Origin of the sequence: Bordetella genomosp. 6 (assembly GCF_002119705.1) — a bacterium.
In the GTDB taxonomy this organism is placed as follows: Bacteria; Pseudomonadota; Gammaproteobacteria; order Burkholderiales; family Burkholderiaceae_B; genus Bordetella; species Bordetella bronchiseptica_F.
Window position 1 is genome coordinate 3,112,078 of the sequence record NZ_CP021107.1, and the last position, 16,075, is coordinate 3,128,152.

General features: G+C 68.2%; 13 protein-coding genes. 7 read left to right on the forward strand and 6 right to left on the reverse strand.

What is annotated here, in order from left to right:
* Positions 1-11 precede the first annotated feature (11 nt).
* Positions 12-932, reverse strand: a complete 921-nt coding sequence (gene gcvA / locus CAL11_RS14630; protein ID WP_003820331.1) for a transcriptional regulator GcvA — start codon at positions 930-932, stop codon at positions 12-14.
* A 171-nt stretch (positions 933-1,103) separates the two neighbouring features.
* Between gcvA and CAL11_RS14635 the strand changes: the two genes are divergently transcribed.
* The 5 genes from CAL11_RS14635 to CAL11_RS14655 all read left to right on the forward strand — a co-directional run bounded on the left by CAL11_RS14635 (position 1,104) and on the right by CAL11_RS14655 (position 6,153).
* Positions 1,104-2,090 (forward strand): Bug family tripartite tricarboxylate transporter substrate binding protein, encoded by a 987-nt coding sequence (locus CAL11_RS14635; protein WP_033463539.1) that lies wholly within the window; start codon positions 1,104-1,106, stop codon positions 2,088-2,090.
* Between the two features lie 59 nt (positions 2,091-2,149).
* The gene (locus tag CAL11_RS14640; protein ID WP_033463537.1) at positions 2,150-3,025 is read left to right on the forward strand and encodes an N-formylglutamate amidohydrolase; all 876 of its coding nucleotides are present in this window, start codon (positions 2,150-2,152) and stop codon (positions 3,023-3,025) included.
* Positions 3,026-3,282: 257 nt separating this feature from the next.
* Positions 3,283-4,401: a Re/Si-specific NAD(P)(+) transhydrogenase subunit alpha gene (locus CAL11_RS14645; protein WP_086093328.1), complete on the forward strand. Its 1,119-nt coding sequence runs from the start codon at positions 3,283-3,285 to the stop codon at positions 4,399-4,401.
* A 1-nt stretch (position 4,402) separates the two neighbouring features.
* Entirely contained in the window at positions 4,403-4,720 is a 318-nt protein-coding gene (locus tag CAL11_RS14650) for an NAD(P) transhydrogenase subunit alpha (protein WP_033463533.1), read from the forward strand.
* Positions 4,717-6,153: an NAD(P)(+) transhydrogenase (Re/Si-specific) subunit beta gene (locus tag CAL11_RS14655; protein ID WP_033463531.1), complete on the forward strand. Its 1,437-nt coding sequence runs from the start codon at positions 4,717-4,719 to the stop codon at positions 6,151-6,153. The genes CAL11_RS14650 and CAL11_RS14655 overlap by 4 nt, the downstream gene beginning before the upstream one ends.
* A gap of 40 nt (positions 6,154-6,193) precedes the next feature.
* Here CAL11_RS14655 and CAL11_RS14660 read toward each other — a convergent pair whose 3' ends face one another.
* A complete protein-coding gene (locus CAL11_RS14660) occupies positions 6,194-7,198 on the reverse strand; it encodes a helix-turn-helix transcriptional regulator (protein WP_086093329.1) in 1,005 nt (334 codons plus the stop codon).
* Positions 7,199-7,373: 175 nt separating this feature from the next.
* Between CAL11_RS14660 and CAL11_RS14665 the strand changes: the two genes are divergently transcribed.
* Positions 7,374-9,587: a TonB-dependent siderophore receptor gene (locus CAL11_RS14665; RefSeq protein ID WP_086093330.1), complete on the forward strand. Its 2,214-nt coding sequence runs from the start codon at positions 7,374-7,376 to the stop codon at positions 9,585-9,587.
* A 2-nt stretch (positions 9,588-9,589) separates the two neighbouring features.
* Positions 9,590-10,501 carry an alpha/beta hydrolase gene (locus CAL11_RS14670; protein ID WP_086093331.1) on the forward strand — a complete coding sequence of 304 codons (912 nt, stop codon included), beginning with the start codon at positions 9,590-9,592 and terminating at the stop codon, positions 10,499-10,501.
* On the opposite strand, the gene glcF is transcribed toward CAL11_RS14670, so the two are convergent.
* The 4 genes from glcF to CAL11_RS14690 form a co-directional block, all read right to left on the reverse strand.
* Positions 10,492-11,721: a glycolate oxidase subunit GlcF gene (gene glcF, locus CAL11_RS14675; RefSeq protein ID WP_086093332.1), complete on the reverse strand. Its 1,230-nt coding sequence runs from the start codon at positions 11,719-11,721 to the stop codon at positions 10,492-10,494. The genes CAL11_RS14670 and glcF overlap by 10 nt on opposite strands.
* A 32-nt stretch (positions 11,722-11,753) precedes the next feature.
* Entirely contained in the window at positions 11,754-12,851 is a 1,098-nt protein-coding gene (glcE, locus tag CAL11_RS14680) for a glycolate oxidase subunit GlcE (RefSeq protein WP_086093333.1), read from the reverse strand.
* A gap of 11 nt (positions 12,852-12,862) precedes the next feature.
* The gene (locus CAL11_RS14685; protein ID WP_086093334.1) at positions 12,863-14,362 is read right to left on the reverse strand and encodes an FAD-linked oxidase C-terminal domain-containing protein; all 1,500 of its coding nucleotides are present in this window, start codon (positions 14,360-14,362) and stop codon (positions 12,863-12,865) included.
* A gap of 133 nt (positions 14,363-14,495) precedes the next feature.
* Positions 14,496-15,905: an FAD-binding oxidoreductase gene (locus tag CAL11_RS14690; RefSeq protein ID WP_086093335.1), complete on the reverse strand. Its 1,410-nt coding sequence runs from the start codon at positions 15,903-15,905 to the stop codon at positions 14,496-14,498.
* Positions 15,906-16,075 lie beyond the last annotated feature (170 nt).

Sequence of the window (16,075 nt, forward strand, 5' to 3'; positions counted from 1 at the left end):
ATCCGGCTATTTTAGACGGCCGCGGCCAACTGGTCCGGCCGCGGCTCGGCCTCGCTGGATACGTCCATCAGCCAGCCCCGGAATGCCTGCAGCGTCGGCGAGCTGGCCTTCTGCTCCGGATAGCACAGGTAGTACCCCTGGCGGGCGCGGATCGGCAGCTGGATCGGCACGTGCAGCTTGCCGTCGCGCAGTTCGTCCTCGATCAGGCAGCGCGGTATCAGCGCCACGCCGAAGCCGGCCGCGGCGGCCTGCGACAGCAGCGAATATTGATCGAAGCGCGCGCCCTCCAGGCTGCGCCGCGTATCGCAGCCGGCCTGCTCGAACCATTCGCGCCACCCTTCCATCGCCGAGGTGTGGTGCAGCAAGGGATAGGCCAGCAGGTCGGCCGCGTCCTGGCAGCCCCCGGGCACCAGGCGCTCGCTGCACACGGGCACGACATCGCGCCCCACGATGTAGTCGGCGCCGCTGCCGGGCCAGATACCCTCGCCAAAGCGTACCGCGGCGTCCAGTTCGGGAGTGGAAAAATCGTAGCCCTGGCGATGCGGCAGGAATTCGACATGGATATCCGGCCGCAGGCGGCGAAACGCCGCCAGGCGGGGAATCAGCCAACGGGCCCCGAAGGTGGGCATCGCGGTCAGGTGCAGCGTGCCGCCGCGTCCCTGGTGGGCGATCAGCTCCAGCGTGGCCGCTTCGATCTGCCCCAGGCCGGCGCGGATCTTCTTCAGGTAACTGCGGCCGGCCTCGGTCAGCACCAGGCCTTGCCTGATCCGCAGGAATAGTTCGACGCCGACAAACTCCTCAAGATGTTTCACTTGTTTGCTCACCGCGCCCTGGGTCACGCACAACTCCTGTGCGGCGCGAGTGAAACTGTTGTGCCTTGCGGCGACTTCAAAAGCCTGCAGATCGGTCAGGGACGGGCAGAAACGGCGCATGAAAAAAGGGGCCGATTCAGGTTTTATTACAAATCAGCCATGAGTAAAAGGAATAGCTTACGGAGAATCTTTCGTTTGCGCAAACCAGATCCCGCTTCCAGAATGACGCAGTCTGCGCCAAGGACCGCAAAGTCTGCGCACTGATCTGAACATTTTCCTACAGGGGAACACATGCAACGTCGTAATGTCATCCTGGGTCTGTCCCTTGCCGCGATCCTGGCCACGCCGCTGGCCGCCGGCGTCGCGCATGCCCAAGACGCCTATCCCAACAAGCCGATCCGCCTGATCGTTCCCTTCCCGCCCGGCGGCACCACCGACATCGTGGGCCGCCTGTTCGCCGACAAGCTGAGCAAGGAACTGGGCCAGACCGTCGTGGTGGAAAACCGCGGCGGCGCCGGCGGCTCGATCGGCAGCGCCTTCGTGGCCAGCAGCGCCCCCGACGGCTACGTGCTGGGCATCGCGACGGTGAGCACGCACGGCATCAACCCGGCCATCTACACCAACCTGCCGTTCGACGCCGAGAAGGATTTCACGCCGATCTCCAACCTGGCGGCCGTGCCCAACATCATGGTGGTCAACCCGAAGGTCCCCGCCAAGAACATCGAAGACTTCATCAAGCTGGCCAAGAGCCAGCCCGGCAAGCTGACCTATGCGTCGGCCGGCAACGGTTCGGTCTCGCACATGATGGGCGAGATGTTCAAGATGGCCTCGGGCACCGACCTGATGCACGTGCCCTACCGCGGCGTGGGCCCGGCGCTGAACGACACCCTGGCCGGCCAGGTCGACGTGCTGTATGACAACCTGCCCTCGTCGCTGCCGCACGTGCAGTCGGGCGCCCTGGTGCCGCTGGCCGTGGCCGCGCCGCAGCGCGTCGCCGCCCTGCCCAACGTGCCGACCTTCGCCGAAGCCGGCCTGCAGCCCGTCAACGACTCGTCGTGGTTCGGCCTGGTCGCGCCGGCCAAGGTGCCGCAGCCCGTCATCGACAAGCTGTACGCCGCTGTCGTGAAGGTCAGCGCCGAAGACGACGTCAAGAAGCGCCTGGAAGGCCTGGGCGCCGCGCCCGTGGCCAACACGCCGGCCGAATACGCCAAGCAGATTTCCGAGGAAATCGCCAAGAACAAGCGTATCGCCAAAGAAGCCAACGTGAAGATCGACTAAGCGCGCTCTCCCCCCCGCCCTTGCGGCGGGGGGCCGATTTCCAGCACCTGCATTCATTTATGTTTATTACCCAGCCTCTGTCCTACCGACTCGACCTGCCGGCCGAATATCCCCACGCGCAATTGTCCGCCCCCCTGGTGCTGGATTCCCCGCACAGCGGCGCGGCCTACCCGCCGGATTTCGCGCCGTCGGTGTCGGCCGGCGCGCTGCGCACGGCGGAGGACACCTGGGTCGACGACCTGTGGGGCGATGCGGTCGGGCTGGGCGTGCCGCTGATCGCCGCCAGCTTCCCGCGCAGCTACATCGACGCCAACCGCGCCGTCGATGAAATCGATCCGCTGCTGCTCGCGCAGCCGTGGCCCGAGCCCATCGACGAGTCGCCCAAGGTGAAGCTGGGCAAGGGCCTGGTATGGCGCATGCTGGACGACGGCACGCCGCTGTACGATCGCAAGCTGTCGGTCGACGAGGTGCGCCATCGCATCGAGGCCTGCTGGAAGCCGTATCATCGCGCCCTGGGCCAAGTGCTGGACCAGGCGCACGCCCGCTTTGGAAAGGTGTGGCACATCAACTGCCATTCGATGCCCAGCGTGGCGGGCGCCTTCGCGACCGACCAGCCGGGCCTGGTGCACCCCGACTTCGTGCTCGGCGACCGCGACGGTTCGACCAGCGACCCCGCCTTCCGTGAATTCATCGCCGCGTGGCTGCGCGAGCGCGGCTACGACGTGTCGGTCAACGACCCGTACAAGGGCGTGGAACTGGTGCGCGCCTTCGGCCGCCCGGCCGAAGGCCGCCACAGCCTGCAGATCGAAATCAACCGCAAGCTGTACATGGACGAAGTCTCGCTGCGGCCCAATGCCGGCTATCCGCGCCTGAAGGCGCACCTGCGCGAGCTGACCGCCGCGCTGGTTGACTGGACGCGCGCGCAGGCGGCCTGACGCCGGACGTCTGCGCACTCGTGCATGGCGGGCCTGCGCCCGCCATGCAGCCGCCCCGTTGGACGACCACGCCAACGGGGCTTTTTTTCGCCGGTCGCGGCGCGCCCTCCCCGCGCGGGAGCGCGCCCGGCGGCGCGTGGCGCTATTCCTTTCCCCCTGCCGTCAACGCGTCACAAGGGCGCCACCGGCTGCCCCGATACCGGCGCCCTGTGAGGATTCGTGTATAACTACGGCGAACCTTCGGAGGAGAAGCGTCAATGCAAATCGGGGTACCTAAGGAAACCCGGGATGGGGAAACCCGCGTCGCGGCTACGCCAGAGACCGTCAAGAAGTACATAGGCGGCAAACACAGCGTGATCGTCGAACGCGGAGCAGGCGTGGCCGCGCATTACCCGGACAGCGCCTATGAGGAAGCCGGCGCCACGCTGGGCACGGCCGAAGCCGCGCTGGGTTGCGAGCTGGTGCTGAAAGTCCGCGCGCCGGCCGACGACGAACTGCCACACATGAAACGCGGCGCGGTGCTCGCCGGCATGCTCGATCCGTTCGACGCCGACGGCCTGCAACGCCTGGCCGCCGCGGGGCTTACCGCCTTCGCGCTGGAGGCGGCGCCGCGCATCACCCGCGCGCAAAGCCTGGACGTACTGTCGTCGCAGGCCAACCTGGCCGGCTACAAGGCGGTACTGCTGGCGGCCAACTACTACGGCAGGCTGCTGCCCATGATGATGACCGCCGCCGGCACGCTCAAGGCGGCCCGCGTGGTCGTGCTGGGCGCCGGGGTGGCGGGCCTGCAGGCCATCGCCACCGCGCGCCGCCTGGGCGCAGTGGTCGAGGCCTCGGACGTGCGTCCGGCCGCCAAGGAGCAGATCGAGTCGCTGGGCGCCAAATTCATCGACGTCCCGTTCGAGACCGACGAGGAGCGCGAAATCGCGCAGGGTGTCGGCGGCTATGCCCGCCCCATGCCCCCGGCATGGATGGCGCGGCAGGCCGAGCTGGTCGCCCAGCGCTGCAAGCAGGCCGATATCGTCATCACCACCGCGCTGATTCCCGGCCGGCCGGCGCCCACGCTGCTGACGGCCGAAACCGTGCAGGCCATGAAGCCCGGATCGGTCGTGGTCGACCTGGCGGTCGAGCGCGGCGGCAACTGCCCGCTGACGCAAAAGGGCCTGGTGGCCGACCATCACGGCGTTACCCTGGTCGGCCTGACCAACCTGCCCGGAATGTTGCCCACCGACGCGTCGGCCCTGTATGCGCGCAACCTGCTGGATTTTCTCAAACTCATCGTCGATGCCGAAGGCGCGCTGGCCATACGGCGCGATGACGAAATCGTGACGGCCTGCCTGATGTGCGAGGACGGCCAGGTTACCCGGAGCTCATGAGATGGAAAGCATCAGCCCTACCCTGATCAATCTGATCATCTTCGTGCTGGCCATCTATGTCGGCTACCACGTGGTCTGGAATGTCACCCCCGCGCTGCATACGCCGCTGATGGCGGTCACCAACGCGATCTCTGCCATCATCATCGTCGGCGCCATGCTGGCCGCCGCCCTCACCGAGGGCGGACTGGCGCGCACCATGGGCGTCATCGCCGTCGCCCTGGCGGCGGTCAATGTATTTGGCGGCTTCCTGGTCACCCGGCGCATGCTGGAGATGTTCAAGAAGAAGGAACGCAAGCCCGGCGCGGAGGGTGCGCAATGATTTCGTTGAACCTGGTTACGCTGTTCTACCTGATCGCCTCGGTGTGCTTCATCCAGGCGCTCAAGGGCCTGTCGCATCCCACCACGTCGCGGCTGGGCAATACCTTCGGCATGGTCGGCATGGCCATCGCCGTGCTGACCACCGCGGCGCTCATCGTGGCGCTGGCGCGCGAGGGCGCCGGCCCCGGCCTGGGCTGGGTGCTGCTGGGCCTGCTGGTCGGCGGCAGCGCCGGCACGCTGATGGCCAAGCGCGTCGAGATGACCAAGATGCCCGAGCTGGTGGCCTTCATGCACAGCATGATCGGCCTGGCCGCCGTGGCCATCGCGGTCGCGGTGGTGGCCGAGCCGCATGCCTTCGGCATCGCCACGGCCGGCGGGCTGATCCCCACCGGCAACCGCCTGGAGCTGTTCATCGGCACCTTCGTGGGCGCCATCACCTTCTCCGGATCGGTGATTGCGTTCGGCAAGCTGTCGGGCAAGTACAAGTTCCGGCTGTTCCAGGGCGCGCCGGTCGTGTTTCCCGGCCAGCACCTGCTCAACCTCGCGCTGGCGCTGCTGATGCTGGGCTGCGGCCTGTGGTTCATGGCCACCCAGGCCTGGCCGCCGTTCGTCATCATGACCGTGTTGGCGTTCGCGCTGGGCGTGTTGATCATCATCCCCATCGGCGGCGCCGACATGCCCGTCGTGGTGTCGATGCTCAACAGCTATTCGGGATGGGCGGCCGCCGGCATCGGGTTCTCGCTGAACAACCCCATGCTGATCATCGCCGGCTCGCTGGTGGGCTCTTCGGGCGCGATTCTTTCGTACATCATGTGCAAGGCGATGAACCGCTCGTTCTTCAACGTGCTGCTGGGCGGGTTCGGCGGCCAGGCGGGCGCGGCGGCCGCGGCCGGCGACGGCCAGCAGCGCAGCGTGAAGTCGGGCAGCGCCGACGACGCGTCGTTCCTGATGGCCAACGCCGAAAGCGTGGTCATCGTGCCGGGTTACGGCCTGGCCGTGGCGCGCGCCCAGCACGCGCTCAAGGAACTGGCCACCAAGCTGGGCGAGAAAGGCGTGCAGGTGAAATACGCCATCCATCCGGTGGCCGGCCGCATGCCCGGCCACATGAACGTGCTGCTGGCCGAGGCCGAAGTGCCCTACGACCAGGTGTTCGAGATGGACGACATCAACGGCGAATTCGGCCAGACCGACGTGGTGCTGGTGCTGGGCGCCAACGACGTGGTCAATCCCGCCGCCAAGAACGACCCCGCCTCGCCGATCGCCGGCATGCCCATCCTCGAGGCCTACAAGGCCCGCACCGTCATCGTCAACAAGCGTTCGATGGCCGCGGGTTACGCCGGCCTGGACAACGAGCTGTTCTACATGGACCGCACGATGATGGTGTTCGGCGACGCCAAGAAGGTGCTGGAAGACATGGTCAAGGCCGTGGAATAAGGCGCGGCGGCGGTGCGGCGCATGGCGCCGCGCCGCCCGCCTAGCGGCGCGCGCGCAATTGCCCTGGCGTCACGCCATAGGCGCGCCGGAAAGCCGTGGCGAAATTGGCCGCGCTGGTATAACCGGCCAGGCTGGCGGCCTGGGCCACGCTCAGGCCGTCGCGCTCCAGCCCCAGCCGCGCACGCGTCAGGCGCGCGCCGCGCAGGCACTCGAATACCGTCATGCCCCATGCGGCGCGAAAGTGGCGCTGCAGCGTATTGACGCTCAGGCAGGCATGGCGGGCTATTTCTTCCAGGCTCCAGGCATCGGCCTGGCCACTCTCCAGCAATTCCCGTATCCGGGCCATGCGCAGGAAATCGCGCCGGGCCAGCCCGCCGCGCACGGCCTGCGGCGCCGCGCCGGCCCCCGCCTCCAGGCTGTCGAAGCCCTCGACCAGCAGATCCAGCGCGCGCGATTCCAGGTATAGGCGCCACAGTGCCGGCGCCAGCGCCGGCGGGCGCAGCATCTGCTCGGCCAGCGTGATCGCCTGAGCCGATGCCGGCCAGCAATGCATGGCCAGATGGCGCTGGGCGAACGCCGTCAATGCCGCGCCGTCGGCGCCGAAGCGCCGCGCCAGCCAATCGTGGCTGAATGCAAGGCTGACCGTGCGCTCGATGTCGCCGCGGCGCGACTGGCGCGCGAACGTCGCCGGCGCGGCGACCGCCACCAGGGCGCCCCGCACCCCGTCGCCGCCCTGCGGGCCGCGCGGCAGGCGGCAGTGGCCAATGGAAACGTCGGCGCGCCCGCCTATGGTCAGCGCCAGGCGCAGGCCGGGCCTGAGTTCAGCGCGCACGGCGGCGCCCTGCAGATCGCGGATATCGACCCGGTGCACCACCACGCCGGGCGCCACCTCGCTGGTGTCGAACACGCCCTGGAAAACCGGCCGCTCCTTGCCGGGCACGGACAGGTAGTAGCGCGCGGCGCTGTGGCGCGACAGGTCGATCAGCGTCTGGCCCGCCACCAGGGCGGCGCCGCCGCGCGGTGCGCGTGGGAGAGTCCGGGTCATGAATGAATGGCGATAGTGCAAAGGCTTATGCCGCGTGCCAAAACCTTTGCCGGGATGTTCTCTGACAGAATCATGAACGCCAAATCTTATTAGAAATCATTCTTAATCGCAAACAGGCTCGACGCATGGCTGGCCGCCGTGCGGACGGGTCCGCGCACGCACACGGAGAAGCCGCATGCCCACCCCACGATTCCCGCTGCACTACGCCGGCGCGTCAGTCCTGCTGGCCGCTTCCGGCCTGGCCACGGCGCAGACGGCCACCCAGATCCAGGATCCCTCGCAGGTGCAGCAGATGGCGACGGTGCAGGTGCTGGGCACGGCCGAAGAGGAAATCAAGGAGTCGCTGGGAGTCTCGGTCATCACCGCCGAGGAGATCGCCCGCCGCCCGCCCGCCAATGACCTGTCCGACCTGATCCGCCGCGAACCCGGCGTCAACCTGACCGGCAACAGCGCCAGCGGCGCGCGGGGCAACAGCCGCCAGGTCGACATCCGCGGCATGGGCCCCGAGAACACCCTCATCCTGATCGACGGCAAGCCCGTCACCTCGCGCAATGCGGTGCGCTATGGATGGAACGGCGATCGCGATACGCGCGGCGACACCAACTGGGTGCCTGCGGAAGAAGTCGAACGCATCGAAGTGATCCGCGGCCCGGCCGCGGCCCGCTACGGCTCGGGCGCCATGGGCGGCGTGGTCAACATCATCACCAAGCGCCCCGCCGACCGCGCCACCGGCTCCATCACCTACTACATGAACCAGCCGGAAGACGGCCGCGAAGGCAACACCAATCGCGTCAATGCCCGCGTCAGCGCGCCGATCAGCGACACGCTGAGCATGCGGCTGTACGGCAACTACAACAAGACCAATCCGGATGCCCGCGACATCAACGCCGGCCATGCGAACACCAGCGACAACGGCAACCCGGCGACCGCCGGGCGCGAGGGCGTCATCAACCAGGACCTGAGCGCGCTGTTCTCATGGAAGGCCGACAGCCGCAACACCGTGGACCTGGACATGGGCTTCAGCCGCCAGGGCAACCTGTTCGCCGGCGACACCATGAACAATGCCAACAGCGAGTTCTCGGACAGCCTGTACGGCAAGGAAACCAATGCGATGTACCGCGAGAATTATGCGCTGACGCATCGCGGCGTCTACGATTGGGGCACGTCGCGCGCCAGCGTCGGCTATGACTACACGCGCAACGCGCGCCAGCGCGAAGGCCTGGCCGGCGGGCCCGAGGGCGCCCCCACCGCGGGCGGCTATGACACGGCGCGCCTGAAGAACTGGCGCGCCGCGGCCGAGATGAGCGTGCCGTTCCATCTCGGTTTCGAGCAGGTCGCCACGGTCGGCGTGGAATGGCTGCGCGAATCGCTCGAAGATCCCGCCGGCATGCGCCAGACCTATACCGGCGGCGCCATCGGCGGCACGGCCTCCGCCAACCGCGACCCGAAGTCGCGCCAGACCAGCTATGCGCTGTTCGCCGAGGACAACATCGAAGTCGGCGAACGCACCATGCTCACGCCCGGCGTGCGCCTGGACCACAACAGCGAGTTCGGCAGCAACTGGAGCCCCAGCCTGAACGCCTCGTACGCCGTCACCGACGCGCTCAAGCTCAAGGGCGGCATCGCGCGCGCGTACAAGGCGCCCAACCTCTACCAGTCCAACCCCAACTACCTGCTGTACAGCCGCGGCAATGGCTGCCTGGCATCGCAGACCAACACCAACGGCTGCTATCTGGTCGGCAACGCGGACCTCTCGCCGGAGACCAGCGTCAACAAGGAAATCGGTTTCGAGTACGACCCGGGCACGTGGCGCACCAGCATGGCCTATTTCCGCAACGACTACCGCAACAAGATCGTCGCCGGCACCGACGTCCAGTACCGCCTGGCCAATGGCGCCCGGGTGCTGCAATGGACCAACAGCGGCAAGGCCGTGGTCGAAGGGCTGGAAGGCAACCTGTTCATCCCGCTGGCCAGCAATCTCGACTGGAACACCAACTTCACCTACATGATCCAGTCCAAGGAAAAAGCCACCGGCGAACCGTTGAGCGTGATCCCGGAATACACCATCAACAGCACGCTGGACTGGTTCTACACGCCGCAGCTGTCGTTCCAGGCCAATCTCACCTACTACGGCAAGCAGGAAGGCCCCTCCACCAATGTGCGCACCGGCGTCGAACTGGACGGCGACGGCCTGCAGACCATCAGTCCATACGCCCTGGTGGGCCTGAGCATGGGCTACGAGGTCAACCGGAACCTGAAGTTGCGCGTCGGCGTGAGCAACCTGTTCGACAAGCAGCTGTACCGCGAAGGCAATGCCAGCAGCGCGGGCGCGGCCACCTACAACGAACCGGGGCGCGCCTATTACGCCACGGCGACGGTGTCGTTCTGAACATGGCGACGGCTCTCCTCCCGGGTCGCGCCGCCCCCTGGCTGCTGGCCGCCGCCTTGCTGCCGGCCGCGTCGTGGGCCCAGCCGGCGACCACGCCGGACGAACCGCCCGAGCGCGCGCGGGCACGCCTGGGCGTGCTGGGGCTGGTGCAGCAGACTGTGCTGGCGCGCGGCGCGGGCCTGCGCGACGTACGCCTCGCCGTGGCCGTGCCGGCGGGCCAGCCGCCCGCCGCCGGCTGGCCGGTCGTCTATATGCTCGACGGCGACGCCGCCCTGCAGGCGCTGGCGCTGGCCAACCGCGCCGACCTGGCCCGGCAGGCCGTGCTGGTGGGCATCGGCTACGACAGTCCCGGCCGCATCGATGGCCAGGCGCGCGCCTGGGACTACACCCCTGCCCTGCCCGGCACCGGTGCCCATGGCGCGCCCGATCCGCGCAACCCGCAACGGCGCAATGGCGGGGCCGAGGCCTGGCTGGAATTCATCGAAACGCGCGTCAAGCCCTGGGTGGCGAGCGCGGCGCGCATCGATGCCGGCCGCCAGACGCTCTACGGCCATTCGTACGGCGGCCTGTTCGTCCTGCACACCTTGCTGGCGCGTCCGCGGGCGTTCCAGCGCTATGTCGCGGCCAGTCCATCCCTGTGGTGGCATGCGCCTTACATGATGCGGCGCGCAGCGGACGCGGGGGATTTCAGTCACGGCGCGCCGGTCCTGCACCTGATGAGCGGCGGCGCCGAAGTGCTGCGCCGCCCCGGCGCCGCGCCCGTGGCCACGGCGGGCGAGACCGCCCGGCTGGCCGCGATCCTGGCCGGCAAGGCGGGCCTGTCGGTCACGCTGCGCGAGTTTCCCGGGCTGTCGCATGGCGCCATGCTGCCCGCCTCGGCGCAGGCAGCCGTCGCGCTGGCCGCTCAGCCCTGAGCGGCCAGGCGCTGGTCGACCACTTCGATCCAGTGCCTGACGGGCGTGTCCGTGCCGCTTTGCAAATGGCCGATGCAACCCATGTTGGACGACATGATGACGGCCGGCGTCACCGCGGCGATCTCGTCCAGCTTGCGGTCGCGCAGGTTCAGCGCGATGTCCGGATTCAGCACCGAGTAGGCGCCGGCCGAGCCGCAACACAGATGCGACTCGCCAAACGGCGCCAGCTCGAACCCCAGTTCGACCAGCAGCCGCTCGGCCAGCGGCCGCAGGCCCTGCCAGTGCTGCAGCGTGCAGGGCGGATGGAAGGCCGCGCGCGGACCCGGCGCCAGCCGCTCGCGCAGCGCCGCCGCATGCGGCGCGACCACCTCGGCGACATCCTTGACCAGCGCCACGATCCGGGCGGCGCGCTCGGCGTAGTCCGGGTCGCGCCGCAAATGGTGCGCATACTCCTTCACCATGGCGCCGCAACCCGAGGCGTTCATGACGATGGCCTCGATCTCGCCACGCTCGACCCAGGGCCACCAGGCGTCGACGTTGGCGCGCATCTGCGCCAGGGCATCGCCTTGCGCGTCCAGGTGGAAATTGACCGCGCCGCAGCAGCCCGCGCCGGGCGCCAGGCGCGCGCCGATGCCAATCGCATCAAGCACGCGCAGGGTGGCGGCATCGATCGTGGGCATCATGGACGGCTGCACGCAGCCGGTCAGCATCAGCACCTGGCGCTCATGGCGCGACGGATCGGGCAGCAGGCCGGGCGGCCGCGCCGCCGGCACCTTGCGCCGCAGCGCCTGCGGCAGCATGGCGCGCACCATCTGGCCCAGCCGCATGGCCGGGCCGAACCAGGCCGAATTCATGCCCCTGCGCAGCGCCTCGCGGCGCAGCCTGTCGCCCAGCCGGCGCGGCACCCGCTCGTGGACCAGCTGGCGGCCGATATCGACCAGCCGCCCGTACTCCACCCCCGATGGACAGGTCGTCTCGCAATTGCGGCAGGTCAGGCAACGGTCCAGGTGCTGCTGGGTCGCCTGGGTCGGCTCGCCGCCTTCGAGCAGTTGCTTGATCAGGTAGATGCGCCCGCGCGGGCTGTCCAGCTCGTCGCCCAGCACCTGGTAGGTCGGGCAGGTGGCGGTACAGAAACCGCAATGCACGCAGCGGCGCAGGATGGCGTCGGCCTCCTCGCCGAAATCGGTATCGCGTGCCCAAGAAGCTAGATTTGTTTGCATGGCGCCAGGGTCTCTTCCAGTATTTGCACGCCCTAGAGTTCGGGCACCAGGCGCCCGGGATTGAACAGACCGGCGGGGTCCAGCTCCTGCTTGAGGCGGCGCGTGATGGCCGCCACGCCGTCCGACAGGGGATGGAACACGCCATCGGCCGGCACCGCGCGGCCGGCCGAACGAAACAGCGTGGCATGCCCGCCCGCCTGGGCGGCCGCCGCGCGAACCGCCTGCGCATCGTACTGCCCGCTGAGCCAGCGCTGTCCGCCGCCCCATTCGATCAGGGTGGGGCCCAGCGCCAGCGCGGGCGTGGTGGGCGGGACCGCCAGCCGCCACAGGGGCATGCCGCGATCGAAGAATGCATGGCTCTGCTCGCGCAACGACTCCCACCAGTCGTGGGCCTGCGCCGCATCCACCAGCTCTCCGCCCAGGACTTCGCGCGCCGCCTGCACCGCGGGCGGCGCGCCGGCCAGCCGCAGCATCACCGCGCCGCCGCCGTCGGCCGTCCAGCAGCTGGCCGAGATCGGCAACGGCCGCGCGCGCCATTGCCCGAACCAGCGCAAGGCCTCGTCCTGCGTGGCGGGCAAGCGCAGCGACTCCACCACGGCCGGCCGGGGCACCACTTTCAGCGAGACTTCCAGCAAGGCGCCAAAAATCCCTTGCGCGCCGGCCTGCAGCCGCGAGACGTCATAGCCGGCCACGTTCTTCATGACCTCCCCGCCAAACGCCAGGATATGGCCCTGCGAATCGAGCAGACGCGCGCCCAGCACGAAATCGCGCACGGCGCCGGCGGCCATGCGGCGCGGCCCGGACAGGCCGGCGGCCACACAACCGCCCAGCGTCGCGCCGGGCCCGAAATGCGGCGGCTCGAAAGCCAGCATCTGGCCGTGCTCGGCCAGCGCCGCCTCCAGTTCGGCCAGCGGCGTACCCGCGCGCGCCGTCACCACCAGTTCCGAAGGCTGGTAGCTGACGATGCCGCGGTAAGGGGTCATGTCCAGCAGGCAGTGGCCATCCTGCGGCGTCACGGCACGATGATTGCCGTAAAACCCTTTGGTGCCGCCACCGACGATGAACAGGGGCTTGTGACCGGCGCGCGCCGTCATCACCTGGTCGCACAACTCCGACAGGACGAAATCCATGGCCGCACGCCCTAGAAGCGCGCCAGATCGGGGAATCTCATTTCGCCGCCATGCACGTGCATCTTGCCGTATTCGGCGCAGCGTGCCAGCGTGGGTATGACCTTTTCAGGGTTGAGCAGGCCGGGCGGATCGAACGCCCGCTTGACCGCCAGGAAGGCATCGAGTTCGTCACGCGAGAATTGCACGCACATTTGATTTATTTTCTCCATACCCACACCGTGCTCTCCGGTCACGGTGCCTCCAACCTGCACGCACAGCTCGAGAATGGCGGCGCCGAACTTCTCGGCGCGCTCGACCTCATCGGGCTTGTTCGAATCAAACAGTATCAGGGGATGCAGATTGCCATCGCCGGCATGGAACACGTTGGCGCAGCGCAGGCCGAAATCGTCCTCCATCTGCTCGATGGCGCCCAGCACGCGCGCCAGGTGACGCCGCGGAATCGTGCCGTCCATGCAATAGTAGTCGGGCGACACGCGGCCGGCGGCGGGAAAGGCATTCTTGCGGCCGGCCCAGAAGCGCAGGCGCTCGGCTTCCGAGCCCGACACCTGCAGGCGCGTCGCGCCGGCCCGCTTGAATACCGCCTCCATCAGGGCGACCTCGTGGGCCACTTCCTGCGGCGTGCCGTCGGCCTCGCACAGCAGTATGGCCTGCGCCTGCAGGTCGTAGCCCGCTTGCACGAAGGGCTCGACCATGTGGATCGCCTGGCGGTCCATCATTTCCAGCCCCGCCGGGATCAGGCCGGCGGCAATGATCTGCGTGACCGCGTTGCCCGCCGCCTCGACGCTGGCGAAGCTGGCCATGACCACCTGCGCGCAGGCCGGCGAGGGAATCAGCTTGACCGTGATTTCGGTCACCACGCCCAGCATGCCTTCGGAGCCGACGAACACCGACAGCAGGTCCAGCCCGGGCGCATCGGGCGCCTCGGAGCCGAGCTCGACGATCTCCCCATCGATGGTTATCACGCGCACGCGCAACACGTTGTGCACCGTCAGCCCGTACTTGAGGCAATGCACGCCGCCGGAGTTCTCGGCCACGTTGCCGCCGATCGAACAGGCGATCTGGCTGGATGGGTCCGGGGCATAGTAAAGGCCGTAAGGCGCGGCGGCCTCGGAAATGGCCAGGTTGCGCACGCCCGGCTCGACCACGGCCGTACCGCTGGCGGGGTCGATGCGCTTGATGCGGTTGAGTTTGGACAGCCCCAGCAGCACGCCCTGCGCGTGCGGCATGGCCCCGCCCGACAGGCCGGTACCCGCGCCGCGCGCCACGATAGGCACGTTCATGCGCTTGCACAGCTGCATGATGGCGCGCACCTGCGCCTCGTCTTCCGGCAGGGCCACCACCGCCGGCAGGGCCCGGTACAGCGACAGGCCGTCGCACTCGTACGGACGTGTGTCCTCTTCGCGATGCAGCACGCAATGCGCGGGCAGTATCGACAGCAAGGCCTCGATCAGCGGCTGGGGCGCGAAGCCTTCCCGCCTGGGCGAAAAACCGGCATCCACCAAGGTGTTCATGACCCGAACAATAGCGCGAGCCCCTCCTGCGCACACTACAGGATTTACCCGCACAACCTCGCCCGGCGGACATGAAAAAGCCCACGCAACGCTTGCGTGGGCTGGAGGGACGCCGCCTGCCGCGACGCCGGCGCTACCAGGCGATGATCTTGCCCGGGTTGAGGATGTTGTTCGGGTCGAAGGCATGCTTGAGGCTGCGCATGAGCGCCAGCGCCTCCTCGCCGTGCTCCTCGGCCATGAACTGCATCTTGTGCAGGCCGACCCCGTGCTCGCCGGTGCAGGTGCCGTCGGCGGCGATCGCACGGCGGACCAAATTGTGATTAATGGTTTCAGACTCCTCCCACTCCCGCGGGTTGTCGGCATCGAGCAGCATCAGGACGTGGAAGTTGCCGTCGCCCACATGGCCCACGATGGTGTACGGGAAGCTGGCGCGCTCGAGTTCGTCGACGGTCTCGCGTACGCAATCGGCCAGGCGCGAAATCGGCACGCACACATCGGTGGTGCTGGCGCGGCAGCCCGGCCGCAATTGCAGGCCGGCGAAATAGGCATTGTGCCGCGCCGTCCACAGCCGGCTGCGGTCTTCCGGGAGCTCGGCCCATTCGAAGTCCATGCCGCCATGCTCGGCGGTGATCGCCTGCACGGTCTCGGCCTGCTCCTGGACGCCGGCCGGGCTGCCGTGGAACTCGAACAGCAGCAGCGGCGTCTCGCGCAGTGTCAGCTTGCTGTGCATGTTGACGGCGCGCACGGACGCCTCGTCCATGAACTCCACGCGAGCGACGGGCACCCCCATCTGGATGATCTCGATGACGCTTTGCACCGCCGCGTCCAGGCTGGGGAAATTGCAGATGGCCGCCGACACGGCCTCGGGCTGCGGATACAGGCGGACCGTCACCTCGGTGATGATGCCAAGCGTACCCTCGCTGCCCACGAAAATGCGAGTCAGGTCGTAGCCGGCGGACGATTTGCGGGCGCGGCCCGCGGTGCGCAGCACGCGTCCGTCGGCGGTTACCACGGTCAGCGCCATGACGTTTTCGCGCATGGTGCCATAGCGCACCGCATTGGTGCCCGAGGCGCGCGTGGCGGCCATGCCGCCCAGGCTGGCATCGGCGCCGGGATCGATCGGGAAGAACAGCCCCGTATCGCGGATTTCCTCATTGAGCTGCTTGCGGGTGACACCGGCCTGCACCGTGACCGTCAGGTCTTCCGCATTGACGGCCAGCACCTGGTTCATCTGCGACAGGTCCAGGCTGATGCCGCCCTGGATGGCCAGCAGGTGCCCTTCCAGCGACGAACCGGCGCCATAGGGAATCAAGGGGACGCGATGCTCGTTGCACAACCGGGCCACCTCGGCCACCTCCTCGGTGGACTGCGCGAACACGACCGCGTCCGGCAGCATTGGCGGGTATGGCGATTCGTCGCGGCCATGGTGCTCGCGCACCGCGTGCGCCATCGACAGGCGATCGCCGAAGCGCGCCTTCAAGGCATCGAGACAGGCGGGCGGCACCGGACGGCGCAACGCATCCGCAGGTTGGGGAGCGTTCATGGCATCTACACAGTTAAGGAAGCGGGTGTCGCCATTTTACGCCTACCTTCCTACAGAGCCCACGGTACTCGCTGCAGACATGTGCCAACCGCCAAGCAGAATCCCACACACAGCCAGCATTGATTCCGATGTTCGCGAGCCGCGTCCAGGGCCACTATCGCATGCAGCGC